This is a genomic window from Qipengyuania aquimaris (genome assembly GCF_020171965.1).
Lineage (GTDB): Bacteria > Pseudomonadota > Alphaproteobacteria > Sphingomonadales > Sphingomonadaceae > Qipengyuania > Qipengyuania aquimaris_A.
Genome location: NZ_JAIUZK010000002.1, coordinates 25434 through 43254 on the forward strand (window position 1 = coordinate 25434; position 17821 = coordinate 43254).

Here is a 17821-nt window from a genome sequence, read left to right on the forward strand (position 1 = left end):
CGCCACACGCTAACGCAGGGGCAGGCACTACTCTACTCGCCATAGGCGACCGGCTGCGCTATCGGCGCCTGTCATGACCACTATCACGCGTTTCGCCCCGTCACCGACGGGGAACCTCCATGTCGGCAATATCCGCACCGCCTTGCACAACTGGATGCTGGCGAGGAAATCGGGCGGGCGCTTCATCCTGCGCATCGATGATACCGATGCGGCGCGCAGTCGCGAGGAATATGTCGAAGCGATCCGTGCCGACCTCGCATGGCTCGGGCTTGCGGCGGACGGTGAGGAGCGGCAGTCCGAGCGGCTCGCGCTCTACCAGTCGGCATTCGACGCGCTTCTCGACGCCGGACGTATCTATCCCGCGTACGAAACCGCCCAGGAGCTCGAGCTCAAGCGCAAGATCCAGTTGGGCCGGGGCTTGCCGCCGATCTATGATCGCGCCGCGCTGCAGCTGAGCGATGCCGATCGTGCCGCAAAGGAAGCCGAAGGCGTTGCGCCGCACTGGCGATTCAAGCTCGATCATGGCGAGCCGATCGAGTGGGACGATGGAGTGCGCGGCAAGCAGAAATTCGATCCTGCACAGCTATCGGACCCGGTCATCCGCAGGGCGGACGGAAGCTGGCTCTACATGCTTCCCAGCGCGGTCGACGATCTCGATATGGGGGTAACACAGGTGTTGCGCGGCGAGGACCATGTGAGCAATACGGCCGTTCAAATTCAGATGTTTACCGCACTTATTGCTGCACAATATCCTGCAGCAAAAATTCCCGCCTTTGCACATGAGGCCTTGCTCGTCGGCAAGGAAGGCAAGCTGTCCAAACGCCTTGGCTCGCTCGGCTGCGACAGCTTCCGCGAGCGCGATATCGAACCCGAAGCGATCGTCGCCCTGCTGGCGCGGCTCGGCACCTCGCAACCCGTTGAGCCGATCGTCGATCGGAAGGTCCTCGTCGACACGTTCGACCTGTCGACATTCGGCCGTGCGCCCGCGAAGTTCGACGATACCGAACTCGACCGTCTCAATGCGGCGATCGTGCACCAGATGGATTATGAGGCGGTCCGGCACCGCCTTCCCGAAGGCATGGACGAGGCCGGCTGGCATGCCGTCCGCCCGAACCTTTCGCATGTCGGCGAGGCAGGAAACTGGTGGAAGCTGGTGACCGGGCCGATCGAGCAACCGGAATTCTCCAGCGAAGATCGCGCTTTCCTGTCGCAGGCCGCCGACGTGCTGGAGTGGGGCGATGATCCCTGGCGCTCGCTAACCGCTGCGCTGAAGGAAGCGAGTGGTCGCAAGGGCAAGCCGCTGTTCCTGCCGCTGCGCCAGGCTCTCACCGGAATGGACCACGGGCCGGACATGGGAGAACTGCTCCCGCTGATCGGTGAAGAAGAGGCGAGGGCGCGGCTGTGCCGGGCCGCAGTCTGAAAGGCCTTCTTGCCTGTGCGATGTGTGCGGGCCTTGTCGCTTGCGGCGGGCCGCAGGGCGATCCGGCATGGTATCGCTCACCCGAACCGGAACTGCGCTATGCATCGACATTCGGCGCACGGCTGCGTGTGATCGAGGGATGTGTAGCGCTTGTTACCGGACCCGATGCGCTCGACCGCGAGGCGGACGTGGAGATCGGGGACGCAGCCATACCGCTGTTCATCGACACATTCGAAGTCGAAGCCTCCGGCGGCCAGCTCAAGATAACCACGCCCGATGGCGAAATCCTGACCGACGGCGATCTGGTGCTGGGCGAGGGCGGACCTTGGCCCAAGAGCGATCCGCGTTCCGCACCTGTCAGCGATCCGCCCGATCTGTCGCGCTGCCCGGGCGATCCCTACCACGTCGTTGGCCTCAGCAAGGGCTGGGGTCCTTACGATCCGGAAGGATTGCTGGATTAGCCCTCGTGCTTTTCCAGTTCGTCACCCGCAATCGACACCACGTGCATGAGGTTGGTCGATCCGGGTGTGCCGAAGGGCACGCCGGCGAGGGCGATCAGCTTGCTGCCCGCAGCTGCGAAGCGGTGGCGCAGCGCCATGCGCTTGCCCTTGGCGATCATCTCTTCGAAGCTGCCGATATCCTTGGTCGCAACGGCATGCGCGCCCCATAGCAAGGCGAGGCGGCGCGCCGTCTTCATGCTCGGCGTCAGCACCATCATCGGCACGCTCGGCCGCTCGCGCGCGACGCGCCGGGCCGTGCTGCCGGAGCCGGTGAAGACCGTGATCGCGGAAATGGCGACTGTGTCGGCCACGGTCATGCAGGCATGCGCCAGCGCATCGGCAGTGGTGCGATCGGGCGGCGTGTCGAGAAAGCGCACGCGCGGCAGGTACGCTTCATCGCTTTCGACCTGCCGGGCAATGCGGTGCATGATGGTGACGGCTTCTTCGGGCCATTCGCCCGCTGCCGTTTCCGCCGACAGCATGACCGCGTCCGCGCCGTCGTAGACGGCGTTTGCGACATCGGAGACTTCCGCGCGGGTCGGGGCGGGGCTTTCGATCATGCTTTCCAGCATCTGCGTTGCAACGATGACCGGCTTGCCGGCTGTGCGCGTCTTGTTGACGATCTGCTTCTGGAGCGGCGGGACTTCCTGCGGTTCGAGCTCCACGCCAAGATCGCCGCGCGCGACCATGATGCCATCGGACAGTTCGATAATCTCGTCGAGGCGCCGCACGGCCATCGGCTTTTCGATCTTGGCGCACAGCGCGCCATATCCGCCCATCAGCTTGCGCGCTTCGGCAAGGTCTTCGGGGCGCTGGACGAAGGAGAGGCCGATCCAGTCGACGCCCTGCTGGACAGCGAAGGCAAGGTCGCGACGGTCCTTCTCGGTAAGCGCCGGAATGGGCACTTCGGCATCGGGCACATTGACGCCCTTGCGATCCGAGATCACGCCGCCGACTTCGGCCGAACACAGGATCTCGTTTTCGTCCGCGCGGATCACTTTCAGGCGTATCTTGCCGTCGTTGATCAGCAGGCGCTGGCCTTTTTCCAGCAGGCCGAAGAGTTCGGGATGCGGCAATTCGACGCGGGTGTGATCGCCCGGCTCGGGATTACGGTCGAGCGTGAAATGGCCCGAGTGGCGAATGACCGCCTCGCCGTTCTTGAACTTGCCGACGCGCAGCTTTGGACCTTGCAAGTCGGCAAGGATGGCGATGGGGCGATGGAACTCCTTCTCCATCGCGCGGATCGCCTTGATCGTTTCGGCGTGGGTCTCGTGTTCACCATGGCTCATGTTGACGCGGAAGGCGTCGACCCCGGCGCGGAACAGGCGGGCCAGCATTTCCGGAGACCGGCTCGCCGGGCCTACGGTCGCAAGAATCTTGACCTTGCGGCCACGCGGATCGAGCTTGGGCGCGCCGTCGCGCTCTTTGAGGGGCTTTGCCATGAGGCATCGCTATGGCACGGCGGTGCGACAATTCAAGGACGATGACATGGTTACGAATGCACCCGACGCGCTCGACACACTTGCCGATGACGTAGCGGCAGCCGCTTTCCGGCGACTGGTCCGGCACCTGCGCCATCGCCACGATGCGCAGAATATCGACCTGATGGGCCTGTCCGGCTTCTGTCGCAATTGCCTGGCCGACTGGATCCGCGATGCTGGCTTCGAAGGCGACAAGGCAGCCGCGCGCGAGCTGATCCACGGCATGCCGATGGACCAATGGAAAGCCGCACACCAGACGCCCGCCACCGAGGAGCAGCTGGCGCGCATGGAGGCGAGCATTGCGAAAAATCGCGTGGAGTAGCGAGTCGGCACCTTCACCCCGGCGCGGGAGGTGGCTATCCGCAGCAGCCAACCGATTCTCAAAGACACTGGAGCTGATACCCAATGGCCGAAGCCACCGACGACCGCCTGCGCCTTCTCATCGAGCGCATCGAGCGCCTTGAAGAAGAGAAGAAGGGCATCGCCGACGACATTCGCGACGTTTACGCAGAAGCCAAGGCCGTGGGTTACGACACCAAGATCATGCGCCAGGTCATCCGCCTGCGTAAGATGAAGCCCGACGAGCGCAGCGAACAGGAAACCATCCTCGATACCTACAAGGCCGCGCTCGGCATGGGTTGATCGCGCGCGAAAGCGTCCTATCTTGGTAACACACTTATCGAGATAGGAGGATTTTGCAATGCCCGGACCCTGGAAAGACGCGCGCGGTGTTACCGTAACGACCACGCCGACGATCGAAGGCAAGCCGATCCAGGATTACCTCGGAATCGTGACCGGCGAGGTGATCGTCGGCGCGAACCTGTTCCGCGATCTGTTTGCCAATATCCGCGACATCGTCGGCGGCCGCTCCGGCAGCTACGAGCGCATCCTCGCGGACGCGCGCAACCAGGCGATCGAGGAATTGCAGGCCGAATGCGCCACGCGCGGCGGCAATGCGGTTGTGGGGGTCGATCTCGACTACGAGGTGATCGGCGATACGGGCTCGATGCTGATGGTGTCCGCCAGCGGCACTGCCGTGAAGATCTAGGTCAAAGCCAAGGGTCGAGCGACGTGAACAGCGCGTTGAACAGCGCGTGCTGCAAGATCGCCGCGCCCAGGCCCAGGCGCGTGCGTGTGAAGGCGAGGATGAGGCCGCCGATCGTCTGCGGCAGCACCAGGAACACCGTGATGAACTGCAGTTCCGCGTAATTCGTCAGGTGGATCATCCCGAACAGGAGTGAGCTTGCGTAGATGATCTTGCCGTAGTGGCGGGAGAACCACGCGGGAACCGCACTGTTCGCCTTGCGCGTGGCGAGCCATCTTAGCCAGGCGACAATCACCCCCAAGACGAACACGCCGCCGATGGCGACTTCTCCGACCGCATCGAGGTAGGAGAGCCCGGTTGTAGCCAGGATCAATGCGACGAAGGTTGCCGCGAATTGGAGATCGGCGCGCCTTCCGCGCAGCCATCCCCGGAATATGACCTCTTCCATGACCGGCGCCACGGCGATCGCGAAAATGGCCAAGGTCACCGGATCGAGATCGAAATCCTCGACTTGCGGAAAGGTGGCTCCGAACCCTTCGGCGATTGCCACAACCGCAACCATGAGCGCGGCCACGGCAATGTCTACGGCCAGCACAACCGAAAATACGCGGCGTCGCTCTCTGCCTCGCAGCATCGGTCCCCCGGGCGGGGTCGGTGCCTTTGCGAAGGCCAGCAGTTGCCGCAGTGTGTCGGCGGGACTGCTGCCTGATGGTGTAGCGGGGTGGGCGTCAGCCCCTGACAAGGCCCAGCGCCTTGTAAGTCGCATCCAGCGTCGGGACTGCGATCTGGCGCGCCTGGGCGGCACCGCGCGCGAGGATCGCGTCCAGCGCTTCGCGGTCTTCGAGAAGGCCGGTGAAGCGTTCCGAGATCGGGCGCAGGGTCTCGACCAGCACTTCGCCCAGGGCAGGCTTGAACTTGCCGAACCCTTCGCCCCCGAAATCGGCCAGCACGTCGACGACACTCTTGTCGGTGAGTGCGGCGTAGATCGTCACGAGGTTGAGCGCTTCGGGCCGGTCTTCCAAGCCCTTCTCCTCGCTCGGCAGAGGTTCGGGGTCGGTCTTGGCCTTCTTGATCTTCTTCATCACCGTGTCGGGATCGTCGGCCAGTTCGATGCGGCTCATCTCCGACGGGTCGGACTTGCTCATCTTCTTCGATCCGTCGCGCAGGCTCATGATGCGCGCCGCCTGGGGCGGGCTGATCGGTTCGGGCAGGGTGAAGACCGGCGCCTCTTCGGAGGCGAAGTCGTTATTGAACTTCTGCGCAATGTCGCGCGCCAGTTCGAGGTGCTGCTTCTGGTCCTCGCCCACGGGCACGTGGGTCGCCTGGTAGAGCAGCACGTCGGCGGCCTGCAGAACGGGATAGGTGAAGAGCGCAACGCTGGCACCTTCGCGGTTCTTGCCGCTCTTGTCCTTGAACTGCGTCATGCGGTTCAGCCAGCCCATGCGTGCGGTGCCGTTGAGCAGCCACTGCAATTCGGCGTGCGCGTGCACCTGCGCCTGGTTGAACAGCACCGAACGCGAAGGATCGATGCCGCAGGCCACCAGCGCCGCCGCCATTTCGAGCGTGGCGCGACGCAGTTCCGTCGGCTCATGCGGCATCGAAATCGCGTGGAGGTCCGCAAGGAAGAACAGGCACTGCGCGTTCTTTTCTGCGCTACCGTCTTCGGCTGCTTGAGCGCGTTCCACCATGTCATCCTGCATCCGCACCCAATTGCGGATCGCACCCAGGTAATTGCCGAGATGGAGATTGCCGGTAGGCTGGATGCCGGAAACAACACGCATGATGATTTACGGAGCTTTCTTCTTGGTCAGGGCAGCGATGCGCTGCCGGTCGATGGCGCCGACTGCGAAAGCGACGCCGAAATAGACGATGCCCGAGCACAGGACGAGCCCGAGAAGCGCGGCCAGCCGGGCAAGCAGGCCAGCGGAATACCAACCGGTTAGCAAATCACGGGCGAACCACAAGGCGGCACCCATGGCGGCCGCTGCGACGAGTTGGCGTGCGATGCGTCCGACCAGCGCCAGGGGCACCGAATAATACCCTCGCTTGAGGAGGACGACGTAGAGGAACGCTACGTTGATCCACGCCCCGATGACGCTGGCGAGCGCTACCCCCTCCACGCCGAACCGCTGGAGGAAGGCGATGTTGAAAGCCACGAAAACGCCGAGGGAAATGAAGGCTGCATAGACCGGGGTCTTCGTATCCGACCGGGCGTAGAAATTGGGCACCAGCACCTTCACCATGACGTAGGCGGGCAGGCCGAGCACCAGGATCGCCAGGACACCGCCCGCGATGGCGGCATCCTCGACACTGAAGCGTCCGCCCTGGAAAATCATCGTGATGAAGGGCGTGGCACAGATAGCCAGCGCAACGGCGGCGGGGATGGTCAGCAGCATCGACAGTTCGATGGCATCGGACTGGATGCGATCCGCGCCTTCCTTGTTCTCGCTGCCGACGAATTTCGACAGGGTCGGCAGGATCGCGGTCGACAGAGCAATGCCGATAATGCCGAGCGGCAACTGGTTGAGCCGGTCGGCGTAGTTCATGTAGCTGACCGAACCGCTTTCGAGCTGGTTGAGGAAGTAGAGCTGGACCAGCGTGTTGATCTGGTAAGCGCCGCCACCGATCGCCGCGGGCAGCGCGATGATCGACAGGCGTTTCACCTCCGGCGTGATGCGGGGCCAGAGCAGCTTGGGCCGGAATCCCTCGACCCTTGTCCAGTAATACAGCCATCCCAGCTGCATGACGCCGCCCGCAGTTACCGCCCATGCGACGCCATAAGCGACCTGCTCGATGCTCGCTCCGGTGGCATTCATGAAGTATTCGCCCGCCAGCAGCGCGGCGATGAGCACGAGGTTGAGGATGATCGGGAAGCTGGCCCCCGGCGCAAAGCGCGAGACCGAATTCAGCATGCCGGTGAACAAGGTCACTAGGCTGACCAGCAGGATGTAGGGGAACATGATCCGGGCGAAGTCGACCGCGAGGTCGAACTGGCCGGGTTCGACCGGCTTTTCCGCCAGGATCCAGATCACCCCCGGCATGGCGAGCTCGAAGACGATGCACAGGGCGATCAGCACCGGCAGGAACACGCTCAGCACGTCGGCGGAGAAACTGCGGGCATCTTCGATCCCGCCTTCGCCGTTCAACCGCTTGGAGAACATCGGCACGAAGGCGGCGGAAAACGCGCCTTCCGCGAACAGGCGGCGGAAGACGTTGGGTATGATGAAGGCCTGAAACCAGGCGTCGGTCACCGCATTGGCGCCCAGCACGCGGCTGAAGATCATTTCGCGTGCCATGCCGGCGATGCGGCTCACCATGGTGAGCGAGCCGATCGTGCCGACGTTCTTGAGCAGGCTCATCGCGGAGCCTCCGTCCCGGTCCCGGTGCCTCAGGCGTTCCCGGTCGGAGCCGGGGCGCCTTCGCCCTGCTGGGCTGCGCGGGCCTGGAGCTGCTGCTGGTAGAGACCGGCGAAATCCATCGGCTCGAGCATCATCGGCGCATAGCCGAGGTCACGGACGGCATCGGAGATGATGGCGCGCGCGAAGGGGAAGAGCAGGCGAGGCGCTTCTGCGAACATGAATGCGTGCGCGTGTTCTTCGGGAACGTTGCGAATGCCGACGAGGCCGCAATAGGCGAGCTCGACGATATACTGTGCACCCTGTTCGGTATCGGCGCGCACCGTGATCTTGAGCTCCACTTCGGAAATTTCGTCCGTCACCTTGTTCGATGCGATGTTGAGCTGCACATCGACGCGCGGCTGTTCCTGCCACTGGTATGCCGCCGGCGCGTTCGGGTTTTCGACCGAAAGATCCTTCACATACTGGTTCAGGATGCCGACCGTCGGGCGGTTGTCGGCACCGTTGGCGCCAGCCGCCGGATCGGCATTGAGATCGGTCAGAACGTCGTTTTCATCGGCCATCGGGCAAGCTTTCTTTCGTATTTCCGTTTGAATAGGCGGGGAAGGTCGCGATCATGCGTCCCACCGGTCAGGGCGCGCGCCTAGCACCCCCCAAGGCGCGGGGCAATGTGCGAGTGGAGCGGGCTGGTCGAAGGAAAAGCAGGCTGAAAGGACCCTCAAGCGCCCATTGTGCGTTTGTAATTGATCCCTATCTAGGGCACTAAGGGAACCGTACCGGAAGGCATGGTTCCTCCGCTAAGTGCCAGAATTGAAACGAACGGAATTCCGCCAGTGATCACCGAGATCGTCATCCTTGCAGCCATCGCCGCTTTTCTCGGCCTGCGCCTTTACTCGGTGCTGGGCCAGCGGTCCGAGCATGAAGAGGATCCGATCCGTCGCAGCTATGGACCGCGCGAACAGAAATCGCCGCCTGCGGTGACCGGCACGACGCCCGATGCGGCCGCTCCTGCACGGCCTGCGGTGACCCTGCGCAGCGTCGATAACGCGACGAATGCGAACGAAAGCGCCATCCGCTCGATTGCCAATGCCGATTCGCGGTTCGACCTCCTCTCCTTCCTCGAAGGTGCCAAAGCAGCTTATGCCATGATCCTCGAAGCTTTCTGGGCAGGGGACAAGGAAACGCTGCGCGACCTGACGGACGATGATGTCTACGCCAGCTTCGCAGGCGCCATCGACGCGCGCGACGCTTCGGGCGAAACGCTCGACAACCGCCTGATCCGGATTGAGGACGCAACCGTGCATTCCGCCGAAATGGATGGTCGCACGGCGCGTATCGCAGTGCGCTTCGTCGCCGATATCGCCGCGGTAACCCGCGACAAGGACGGCACCGTGGTGGCAGGCTCGCTAGACGATGCCGTCGAAAGCCGCGACATCTGGACGTTCAGCCGTTCGGTCGACTCGATGGATCCGAACTGGGTCCTCGACGAAACCGACCAGGACTAATCTTCATCCTTACAGGAGTAGGCTCCATGCGAAGCGCGCTCACACTCGCGGCGGCTTCGCTGCTTTCGGCCTGCGCCGTCGTGCCCGAAGCGCGTCCGCCGATGGACACGGGCGCTGTCGAACAGCCGCCCGCCGAAATTGCAGACAATGCCGCATCGGCAGGTGTCCGTCCCGGCCCACCTATCGAGAGCTTCCCGTTCCTGCAGGCGGATGCGGAAGGTGCGCTGGCGGCATTCCGGCGCTCCTGCGACAAAATCCTGTACCGCGACGATACGAGCGGCCTCACGACCCGGCTCGACTGGCAGGGCCCATGCCTCGCTGCGAGTAACTGGTCGAGCGATCCTGCGCTGTTTTTCACCAGCCAGTTCGAAACCGCGATCGTGGGCGAGGGCGATGCCTTTGCGACGGGCTATTTCGAACCCGAAATCCTCGGCAGCCGAACAAAGGCGCCCGGCTACGAAGTGCCGGTCTACGCCCTCCCGTCCGACCTGGAACGCGGCTGGCCTGCGGAAATAGCCGAGAGCGAGCGTACCGGTCGCCCGCCGCTTGGCCGCTACAACGAAGACGGCGAGTTCGTGCGCTATTACGAGCGGTCGGAGATCGTGGCGGGCGCGCTGGACGGCAAGGTCCCGACCATCGCCTGGGCTGCCGACCCGGTCGAGTTCTTCTTCCTCCAGATCCAGGGAAGCGGCCTGCTGCGCCAGCCCGACGGCAGCGTGATGCGCATCGGCTATGCCGGGCAGAACGGGCGCGAATATGTCGCCATCGGCCGGCCCATGCGCGAGCAGGGGTTGATCGGCGACGGGACGCAGTACCCGACCTCGATGCAGGGCTTGATGGGCTGGCTGCGCGACAATCCGGAGCGCGCGGACGAGATCATGAACCTCAACAAGAGCTGGATCTTCTTCCGCGAACTGGACACCGACGGTCCGCTCGGCTCGCTGGAAGTCCCGGTCTACGGGCGCGACAGCATCGCGGTCGATCCCAAGTTCGTGCCTTATGGCGCACCGGTCTGGCTCGACATGGAAAGCGATGTGGCGGACGGCCTCTGGGTCGCGCAGGACACGGGCGGGGCCATCAAGGGCGCCAACCGCTTCGACACCTTCTGGGGCAATGGCGCGCAAGCCCGCGAAATCGCCGGTGGCATGAGCAGCGGCGGCACGGCCTACATCTTCCTGCCCAAGGGCACGCTCGCCCGCCTGAAGCGATGAGCGCGCCGCGCGGCCTCAGCGCGCAAGAAGCGGAAGCCTGGGAAAAGGTCGCCGCGACGGTCGAACCGCTTCACCCCCGCGCGCCTGTGCGCAAGGTTGATGCCCCGACCGCACCGAAGGTGGCAGTCCCCAAACCAACGCCAAGAAAGCTAGCGCCCCCGCCAGCACCCCGGCCCGTTGCCGCTCCCACCAAATCAGCCAGTTCCCTCGATTCCCATTGGGACCGCAGGCTCAAATCGGGAGCGATCCAGCCGGACTTCACGCTCGACCTGCACGACCATGGCCTCGACGCGGCCTACAACCGCCTGATCAGCGGCGTGGCGCAGGCACGCTCGATGGGCGCGCGCACGATCCTGCTGATCACCGGCAAGCCGCGCCCGGTCGATCCGGCGGATCGCGGGCACAGGCGCGGGGCCATCCGGGCTAAGGTGCTGGACTGGCTGGCAGCCTCCAGCCACCATTCGGCCATCGCGGCGGTACGCCGTGCGCATCAGCGCCATGGCGGCGACGGCGCGCTCTATATCGTCCTCAGGCGCGAGCGCTGAGCAAGCGGCGCAGGCCGAGCAGGATCAGGCCGAAGATCATGAAGATCACGGCAAGGCCGAGAATATTGGCGAGGACCGGTCCGTATCCGAATTGCGCAACGTCGAGGAAGAAGTAGGCGTAGAACCCACTCGCCTCTCCGTAAACCAGTGCGAAAACGGTATAGATCACCGGCGCTATCATCACCGCTGGAACGTTCTTCCAAGTGTTGTCGGAAGGCTCCGTGAACGCGATCCACCATCCGATCACCGCCAAGGGCACGAGCATGTGATGCATCTGGTTCGTGTACCAGTCGAGACCGACCGGATGGTGATCCTGCGCCAGCAGAGCATGATAGACGATCGCCACGATGGCGAGCGCAGTCGCCAGCGCGAATGGCAGCGAGGAGTGCGCCGATCCCCTGAGCGCGATCCAGCCCATGAGCATGGCAGCGGCCAAATTGCTCCAGATCGTGAAGAAGCGCATCAGCTGCGCGAAAGCGACAAGCGGGCCGGTGTCCGGGCCTGCTCCGATGAAAGCCTGCGCGACGAGTGCCGCGAAAGCTGCGGCGGAAATGAGCCCTGCGGTCAGGCGGGCACGCTGCGTGAATTGCGTGGTCATGACGCTGGCGTAGCGCCCCCGACGCTTCAGTAAAGGCAAGAAAAAGCCCCCGACAATCCTGCCGGGGGCTCCTTCTGCGGCCCAGGGGCTCAGTTCTGTTTTTCTTACCCGTGGTACTTTGCGTAGGTGAGGTCGAAACGGTCCGCGTCCATGACCTTGGTCCAGGCCTTGACGAAGTCGTTCACGAACTTCTCCTCATTGCCGTTTTCGGCATAGACTTCCGCCACCGCGCGCAGGCGCGAGTTGGAGCCGAAGACGAGGTCCGTACGCGTTGCGCGCCACAGTTCCTTGCCGGTCTTGCGGCAGGTGCCGACGAATTCCTCGTCGCCGCTGTCGTCGACCTCTTCCCAGATCACGCCCATGCCCAGCAGGTTCACGAACCAGCTGTTGTCGAGCTTGCCGGGAGTTTCGGTAAGGACGCCGATGCTGTTCCCGTGCTTGGCGTGCTTGCTGACGGCGCCCATTGCGCGCAACCCGCCGACCAGCGCGGTCATTTCGGGGATCGAAAGGCCCAGGAGGTGGGCACGGTCGACCAGCATGTCCTCGGTCTTCACCGAAGCCTTGGTCTTGAGGTAGTTGCGGAAACCGTCGGCAAACGGCTCCAGCGGCTCCCAGCTTTCGGCGTCGAAGTCTTCGCGCTTCGCATCGCCGCGGCCGGTGGTGACCGGAACGGAGATATCGAAGCCCGCATCCTTCGCAGCCTTTTCGACCGCAGCCGAACCGGCGATGACGATGGCGTCGGCCATCGAGATCGAGCCGCGGATCTCGTCGAGCTTGGCAAGGACTTTGCCCAGTTCTTCGGGATCGTTGACCGCCCAGTTCTTGATTTCATCGAAGCGGATGTGCGCACCGTTGGCGCCGCCGCGATGGTCGGAATTGCGGTAGGTCGAGGCCGAGGCCCACGCCGCCTTCACCAGTTCCGAAACGGACAGGCCGCTGTCGAGCACCTTCGACTTGAAGTCCGACAAATCGCTGTCGGAAACCTTTGTTCCGGCGGGGACGGGGTCCTGCCAGATCAGGTCTTCGGCCGGGACTTCGGGGCCGAGGTAGCGGACCTTGGGTCCCATGTCGCGGTGGCACAGCTTGAACCATGCGCGGGCGAAGGCATCGTCCAATGCCGCCTGGTCGTCGCGGAAGCGTTCGGAGATCTTGCGATATTCCGGATCGCGCTTCAGCGCCATGTCGGCAGTGGTCATCATGGTCGGGACCTTCTTGTTCGGGTCCCTGGCGTCGGGTGCCATGTCTTCCGGATCGGGATTGATCGGCTGCCACTGGTTCGCGCCTGCCGGGCTCTGGACGAGCTCGTAGTCGTATTTGAACAGCAGGCGGAAATAGTCGCCGCCCCACTGCGTCGGATTCGGGGTCCACGCGCCTTCGATGCCCGAGGTCGTGATGTGACCCTTGCCGATTTCATCGGGGTCGGTCAGCCAGCCGAAGCCCATGCGGTGCAGGGTTTCGCCTTCCGGAGCGCTGCCGAAGGTGTCGGCAGGCTTCGCGCCGTGGGCCTTGCCGAAGGCGTGTCCGCCTGCGGTAAGGGCGACGGTTTCCTCGTCGTTCATCGCCATGCGGGCGAAGGTTTCACGCATGTCGCGGGCCATGCCCTCGGCATCGTGCGGATTGCCGCCCGGACCCTCGGGATTGACGTAGATGAGGCCCATCTGGATCGCTGCGAGCGGGTTTTCGAGCGCCATGCCCTCATCCGGCTGGATGCGCGTTTCGGCGCCGGTATCGACCCACTTTTCTTCCGTGCCCCAATAGACGGTTTCCGGATCGAACACGTCCTTGCGACCGCCGCCGAAGCCGAACACGGGACCGCCCATGCTTTCGATGGCGACGTTACCGGTGAGGATGAAGAGGTCGGCCCAGCTGATGTGCTTGCCGTATTTCTGCTTGATCGGCCACAGCAGGCGGCGCGCCTTGTCGAGGTTGCCGTTATCGGGCCAGCTGTTGAGCGGAGCGAAGCGCTGCTGGCCGCTGCCGCCGCCGCCGCGACCATCGCCCGTGCGATAGGTGCCGGCTGCGTGCCAAGCCATGCGGATGAAGAACGGGCCGTAGTGACCATAGTCGGCCGGCCACCATTCCTGGCTGTCGGTCATCAGGTCGGTGAGGTCCTGCTTCAGCGCCTTGTAGTCCAGCGCGTTGAAGGCTTCGCAATAATCGAAGTCCTCACCCATCGGGTCGGCCGCACGGCCGCCTTCGGTAAGGATTTCCAGATCGAGCTGATCGGGCCACCAGTCACGGTTGCGGCGGCCGAACAAATCCCTGGTTCCGGCATCGCCGTGGAAGGGACAACCGCTGATATCTCCGGTTTTGGCGTCCATGAATACTCTCTCCTGTTAAAAAGACTCGGTCTCCCGTCCGAGAACCGGATGACGATGAACCTCGTCCGGTTATTCGTCCAATCGATTAAACGGTTCAAATTGATTGTCGCAAGCGATTGAGCGGCGAAACGTGGCGTGCATACGGAAAACGCCGCCATCCGGTTGGAATGGCGGCGCTTTGTCGTTTTGATCGAGAGCAAAATCAGGCTGCTTGCGCGATCTCGTCCACTGCCTCGGTGCGGATTAGGTAATCGAAAGCCGAAAGGCCAGCCTTCGAGCCTTCGCCCATCGCAACCACGATCTGCTTGTAGGGAACGTCGGTCACGTCGCCCGCGCCGAAGATACCGGGCAGGTTGGTGCGGCCTTCCTCGTCGGTTTCGATCTCGCCGAACCTGGTCAACGCAAGGCCGCTGTCCTTCAGCCATTCCGTATTCGGGACCAAGCCGATCTGGACGAACACGCCTTCCAGTTCGATGCGGCGCTCGTCACCGCTCTTGCGGTCCTTGAGTACCAGGCCGTCGACCTTGCCGTCCTTGCCGGTGATTTCGGTCGTCTGACCGCTGGTGACGATCTCGACATTGTCCATGCTGCGAAGCTTGGCCTGCAGCACTTCATCGGCGCGCAGTTTCTCGTCATATTCGATCAGCGTGACATGGCCGACGATCTTGGCGAGGTCGATGGCCGCTTCGACGCCCGAATTGCCGCCACCGATCACGGCGATGCGCTTGCCCTTGAACAGGGGGCCGTCGCAATGCGGGCAGTAGGCCACACCCTTGTTGCGGTATTCCGCCTCGCCCGGAACGCCGAGGTTCCGCCAGCGAGCGCCCGTCGCCAGGATCAGGCTGCGCGCCTTGAGGCTCGCGCCATTGCCCAGTTCGACCGTGTGGAGACCGCCCTCCTGCTTGGCAGGGACGAGCTTCACCGCCTTGGCGAGGTTCATGAGGTCGATGTCGTATTCACCGACATGACGCTCCAGCTCTCCGGCAAGCTTGGGGCCTTCCGTATAGGCCGTACCGGGCAGATTCTCGATACCCAGCGTGTCGTGCAGCTGACCGCCGAAGCGTTCGGCCGCGATACCGGTGCGGAAGCCCTTGCGGGCAGTATAGATGGCAGTCGCCGCGCCAGCCGGTCCGCCGCCGATGACGAGGACTTCGAACGGGTCCTTTGCGTCGAGCTTCTCTGCGGCCTTGGTATCGGCGCCGGTGTCGATCCTGGCCAGGATCTCGGCCAGTTCCATCTTGCCGTTGTAAAAGGGCTCGCCATTCAGGAAGGTCGCGGGCACGGCCATGATGTCGCGTGCATCGACCTCGTCCTGGTAGGTCCCGCCCTCGATCAGCGTCGCGGTGATGCGCGGGTTTTCGAACGCCATCAGCGTCAGTGCCTGCACTACGTCGGGGCAGTTGTGGCAGCTAAGCGAGAAATACATCTCGAAATTGAAGTCGCCCTCGATGCCGCGAACCTGTTCGATAAGGTCGGCATCGACCTTGGGCGGGTGCCCGCCGGCCCACAGCAGGGCGAGGACGAGCGAGGTGAATTCATGCCCCATCGGAAGGCCTGCGAAACGCACCCACTTTTCCGCATCGCTGGCGCGGCGGATGATGAAGCTGGGCTTGCGATCGTCGGTGCCGTCGAAGCTGGCCGTAACCAGCTCGTGCAGCGCGGCAATTTCTTCCAGCAGTTCGCGGGTCTGCGTGCTCTTGGCATCGTTAGCCAGTGAGGCGACGAGTTCGATCGGGTCGCGCAGATTGGCGAGATAGGTCGAAAGCTGTTGCTTCATTGCGGTGTCGAGCATGCAAGGTCTCCGGATGGATAGGGGATGGAAAAGGTCCGGGGCGGGGGGGGGAGGCAAATGCCCCGGACCTTCCAGCGACCCGAGGCTCGCTCGGGCTCTTGGGCGGCGCGCCGGGGAAAGGTGCGCCGCCTGAAGTTTTGACTTAGATCTTGCCGACGAGGTCGAGCGAGGGAGCCAGCGTTTCGCTGCCTTCTTCCCAGGCGGCCGGGCAGACCTGGCCGGGGTTCGCACGAACGTACTGGGCAGCCTTGATCTTGCGGGCCAGTTCGTTGGCATTGCGGCCGACGCCTTCGCAGGTCTGTTCCATGATCTGGATCACGCCGTCGGGATCGACCACGAAGGTCGCGCGATCGGCGAGGCCGACGCCTTCACGCAGCACATCGAAGTTGCGTGCAAGGACGTGGTTCTGGTCGCCCAGGAACGGGAACTGCAGCTTGCCGATCTTGTCGGAAGTGTCGTGCCATGCCTTGTGGCTGAAGTGCGTGTCGGTCGACACGGCATAGACTTCGACGTCCATCTTCTGGAGCATGGCGTACTGTTCGCCGAGGTCTTCCAGTTCGGTCGGACAGACGAAGGTGAAGTCGGCCGGATAGAAGAAGAACACGGACCACTTGCCCTTCACGTCTTCGTCGGTGACTTCGAAAAAGTCCTTGCCGGCCTGGAAGCCGGTGGCGTTGAACGGTTTGATTTCGCTTCCGATGATACCCATGGTTTTCTCCGTTATTCGGGGTGAATCTCGTCGGCTCCAGATAGGGGGTGCTGCGATGCACAAAAGCGATATGTTGCGATTGCGAGCATCGGAATAATCGATCAACTCGATGGAACTTTCTTAAAGCGCAACATAAACGCAATTATCATGCGTTTTCTGCAATAGAGGCCGCTGTGCCCAGAAAAATTTGAGAAATCGCTTCGCTGGTTGCGCTTTTATGATAATGAGAATACTTCGCAATAAGAGGATACGAAATGCGTAAGTTTGCTATCGCCGCTGCCTTCACCGCCAGCACCCTTGCTCTTGCCGCCTGCTCGGGCGCCGAAGAAAGCGCACCTGCTGCCGACGAGACTGCAGCCACCGACACCGTCGAAGCGGAAGCCGAAACCGCTAGCGTCCTCGACGCCAGCACCGCGACTGCCGAGCAGCTTGCCGGAATCGATGGCGTGTCCGACGAACTCGCCGCCGCCATCGTCGCAGGCCAGCCCTATGCCGACGTGACGGCGTTCAACGCGAAGCTGCTCGAAACGCTGTCGGCCGAAGAAGCCGCCGCCGTGCTCGAAACCGTGTTCGTCCCGGTCAACCTCAACGAAGCCACCGAAGAGCAGATCCGCCTCATCCCCGGCATGACCGACAAGATGGTCCACGAATTCGAAGAATACCGTCCTTATGAGGACATGGGCGAATTCAACCGCGAAATCGGCAAGTATGTCGACGAGGCGGAAGTCGCCCGTTTCCGCAATTACGTCACTCTCTGACGCATTTGCAGCACGATCCTGATCCCCTCGATCGCGACCAATATGCCGACGTGGATCCACGCGGTGGTCGGGTCGAAGGCGGACAGGACCCAGTGCACGAAGACCAGGATTGCCGCCGGATAGACCAGGCGATGCAAGGTCTTCCATGACCGCTTGAGTGCCCTCGTCGCGATATCGTTCGATGTCGCGGCGAGCGGTACGAACAGGGCCAGCGCCGCCCATCCGGCCAAAATGTAGGGCTCGCCCGCTTCCGACAGAATGACGGCCGGATCGACCTTCTTGCCGAGGTAAATGCCCGTGTGGAACGCGGCATAGGCGAAGCTTGCGACACCTAGGTCGCGCCGCCTGCGCATCAGCCAGACCGCCCATTTCCGCTTGCGAAAGGCGAGCCGGATCGGCGTCACCGCCAAAGTCACCAGCAACAGCCAGGCCGCCCAGTCACCGCTATCGCCGATCGCATGGCCATAGCCATAGCTGTCGGGTGTCAGAACCCACCGCCCCACCATCCAGAGCCCCGGCAAGGCGAGGATGAGCCACAACAAGGGGCGCGAATTGGCGATTGTTTTCATGATGCTTCGGT

Annotated in this window: 19 protein-coding genes; 9 read left to right on the forward strand and 10 right to left on the reverse strand. The window is 63.2% G+C overall.

Annotation, left to right across the window (positions count from 1 at the left end):
- The first annotated feature begins 73 nt into the window (after positions 1 to 73).
- Together gltX and LCM24_RS07675 are read left to right on the forward strand one after the other, a co-directional pair.
- Complete coding sequence (gltX, locus tag LCM24_RS07670; protein WP_224803502.1) at positions 74 to 1420, forward strand: glutamate--tRNA ligase; 1347 nt, start codon at positions 74 to 76, stop codon at positions 1418 to 1420.
- 20 nt (positions 1421 to 1440) lie between these two features.
- Positions 1441 to 1881 (forward strand): hypothetical protein, encoded by a 441-nt coding sequence (locus LCM24_RS07675; RefSeq protein ID WP_224803503.1) that lies wholly within the window; start codon positions 1441 to 1443, stop codon positions 1879 to 1881.
- Here the strand turns inward: LCM24_RS07675 and pyk are convergent.
- Positions 1878 to 3362, reverse strand: coding sequence for a pyruvate kinase (pyk, locus tag LCM24_RS07680; protein ID WP_090477499.1), 1485 nt, complete (start codon positions 3360 to 3362; stop codon positions 1878 to 1880). The genes LCM24_RS07675 and pyk overlap by 4 nt on opposite strands.
- A gap of 46 nt (positions 3363 to 3408) precedes the next feature.
- On the opposite strand from pyk, the gene LCM24_RS07685 reads away from it, so the two are divergent.
- The 3 genes from LCM24_RS07685 to LCM24_RS07695 all read left to right on the forward strand — a co-directional run bounded on the left by LCM24_RS07685 (position 3409) and on the right by LCM24_RS07695 (position 4449).
- Complete coding sequence (locus LCM24_RS07685; protein ID WP_224804922.1) at positions 3409 to 3723, forward strand: DUF1244 domain-containing protein; 315 nt, start codon at positions 3409 to 3411, stop codon at positions 3721 to 3723.
- A gap of 83 nt (positions 3724 to 3806) precedes the next feature.
- Entirely contained in the window at positions 3807 to 4043 is a 237-nt protein-coding gene (locus tag LCM24_RS07690) for a DUF2312 domain-containing protein (RefSeq protein WP_090477501.1), read from the forward strand.
- Between the two features lie 58 nt (positions 4044 to 4101).
- Positions 4102 to 4449: a heavy metal-binding domain-containing protein gene (locus LCM24_RS07695; protein ID WP_160596155.1), complete on the forward strand. Its 348-nt coding sequence runs from the start codon at positions 4102 to 4104 to the stop codon at positions 4447 to 4449.
- A gap of 1 nt (position 4450) precedes the next feature.
- On the opposite strand, the gene LCM24_RS07700 is transcribed toward LCM24_RS07695, so the two are convergent.
- The 4 genes from LCM24_RS07700 to secB all read right to left on the reverse strand — a co-directional run bounded on the left by LCM24_RS07700 (position 4451) and on the right by secB (position 8365).
- A complete protein-coding gene (locus LCM24_RS07700) occupies positions 4451 to 5020 on the reverse strand; it encodes a type II CAAX prenyl endopeptidase Rce1 family protein (protein ID WP_224803504.1) in 570 nt (189 codons plus the stop codon).
- 154 nt (positions 5021 to 5174) lie between these two features.
- Entirely contained in the window at positions 5175 to 6227 is a 1053-nt protein-coding gene (trpS, locus tag LCM24_RS07705) for a tryptophan--tRNA ligase (protein ID WP_224803505.1), read from the reverse strand.
- A gap of 6 nt (positions 6228 to 6233) precedes the next feature.
- On the reverse strand, positions 6234 to 7805 hold the full coding sequence (gene murJ / locus LCM24_RS07710) for a murein biosynthesis integral membrane protein MurJ (RefSeq protein ID WP_224803506.1): 1572 nt from the start codon (positions 7803 to 7805) through the stop codon (positions 6234 to 6236).
- A 29-nt stretch (positions 7806 to 7834) separates the two neighbouring features.
- Entirely contained in the window at positions 7835 to 8365 is a 531-nt protein-coding gene (secB, locus tag LCM24_RS07715; protein WP_090477509.1) for a protein-export chaperone SecB, read from the reverse strand.
- Positions 8366 to 8635: 270 nt separating this feature from the next.
- Between secB and LCM24_RS07720 the strand changes: the two genes are divergently transcribed.
- Genes LCM24_RS07720 through LCM24_RS07730 form a run of 3 tightly spaced genes read left to right on the forward strand, consistent with a single transcriptional unit; the run spans position 8636 to position 11063 of the window.
- Positions 8636 to 9307 carry a Tim44/TimA family putative adaptor protein gene (locus LCM24_RS07720; protein WP_224803507.1) on the forward strand — a complete coding sequence of 224 codons (672 nt, stop codon included), beginning with the start codon at positions 8636 to 8638 and terminating at the stop codon, positions 9305 to 9307.
- A gap of 26 nt (positions 9308 to 9333) precedes the next feature.
- A complete protein-coding gene (locus tag LCM24_RS07725; protein ID WP_224803508.1) occupies positions 9334 to 10518 on the forward strand; it encodes a murein transglycosylase A in 1185 nt (394 codons plus the stop codon).
- Positions 10515 to 11063: a Smr/MutS family protein gene (locus tag LCM24_RS07730; RefSeq protein ID WP_224803509.1), complete on the forward strand. Its 549-nt coding sequence runs from the start codon at positions 10515 to 10517 to the stop codon at positions 11061 to 11063. The genes LCM24_RS07725 and LCM24_RS07730 overlap by 4 nt, the downstream gene beginning before the upstream one ends.
- Here LCM24_RS07730 and LCM24_RS07735 read toward each other — a convergent pair.
- The 4 genes from LCM24_RS07735 to ahpC all read right to left on the reverse strand — a co-directional run bounded on the left by LCM24_RS07735 (position 11047) and on the right by ahpC (position 16483).
- Entirely contained in the window at positions 11047 to 11661 is a 615-nt protein-coding gene (locus LCM24_RS07735) for a Pr6Pr family membrane protein (protein ID WP_224803510.1), read from the reverse strand. The genes LCM24_RS07730 and LCM24_RS07735 overlap by 17 nt on opposite strands.
- Before the next feature lie 104 nt (positions 11662 to 11765).
- Positions 11766 to 13982 carry a catalase/peroxidase HPI gene (gene katG, locus LCM24_RS07740; RefSeq protein WP_224803511.1) on the reverse strand — a complete coding sequence of 739 codons (2217 nt, stop codon included), beginning with the start codon at positions 13980 to 13982 and terminating at the stop codon, positions 11766 to 11768.
- A gap of 202 nt (positions 13983 to 14184) precedes the next feature.
- Entirely contained in the window at positions 14185 to 15774 is a 1590-nt protein-coding gene (ahpF, locus tag LCM24_RS07745) for an alkyl hydroperoxide reductase subunit F (protein ID WP_224803512.1), read from the reverse strand.
- A gap of 142 nt (positions 15775 to 15916) precedes the next feature.
- Positions 15917 to 16483: an alkyl hydroperoxide reductase subunit C gene (ahpC, locus tag LCM24_RS07750; RefSeq protein ID WP_224803513.1), complete on the reverse strand. Its 567-nt coding sequence runs from the start codon at positions 16481 to 16483 to the stop codon at positions 15917 to 15919.
- Positions 16484 to 16737: 254 nt separating this feature from the next.
- On the opposite strand from ahpC, the gene LCM24_RS07755 reads away from it, so the two are divergent.
- Entirely contained in the window at positions 16738 to 17241 is a 504-nt protein-coding gene (locus LCM24_RS07755; protein WP_224803514.1) for a helix-hairpin-helix domain-containing protein, read from the forward strand.
- Here the strand turns inward: LCM24_RS07755 and LCM24_RS07760 are convergent.
- Complete coding sequence (locus LCM24_RS07760; protein ID WP_224803515.1) at positions 17226 to 17810, reverse strand: sulfite oxidase heme-binding subunit YedZ; 585 nt, start codon at positions 17808 to 17810, stop codon at positions 17226 to 17228. The two genes, LCM24_RS07755 and LCM24_RS07760, sit on opposite strands and share 16 nt — an antisense overlap.
- Between the last annotated feature and the right edge of the window lie 11 nt (positions 17811 to 17821).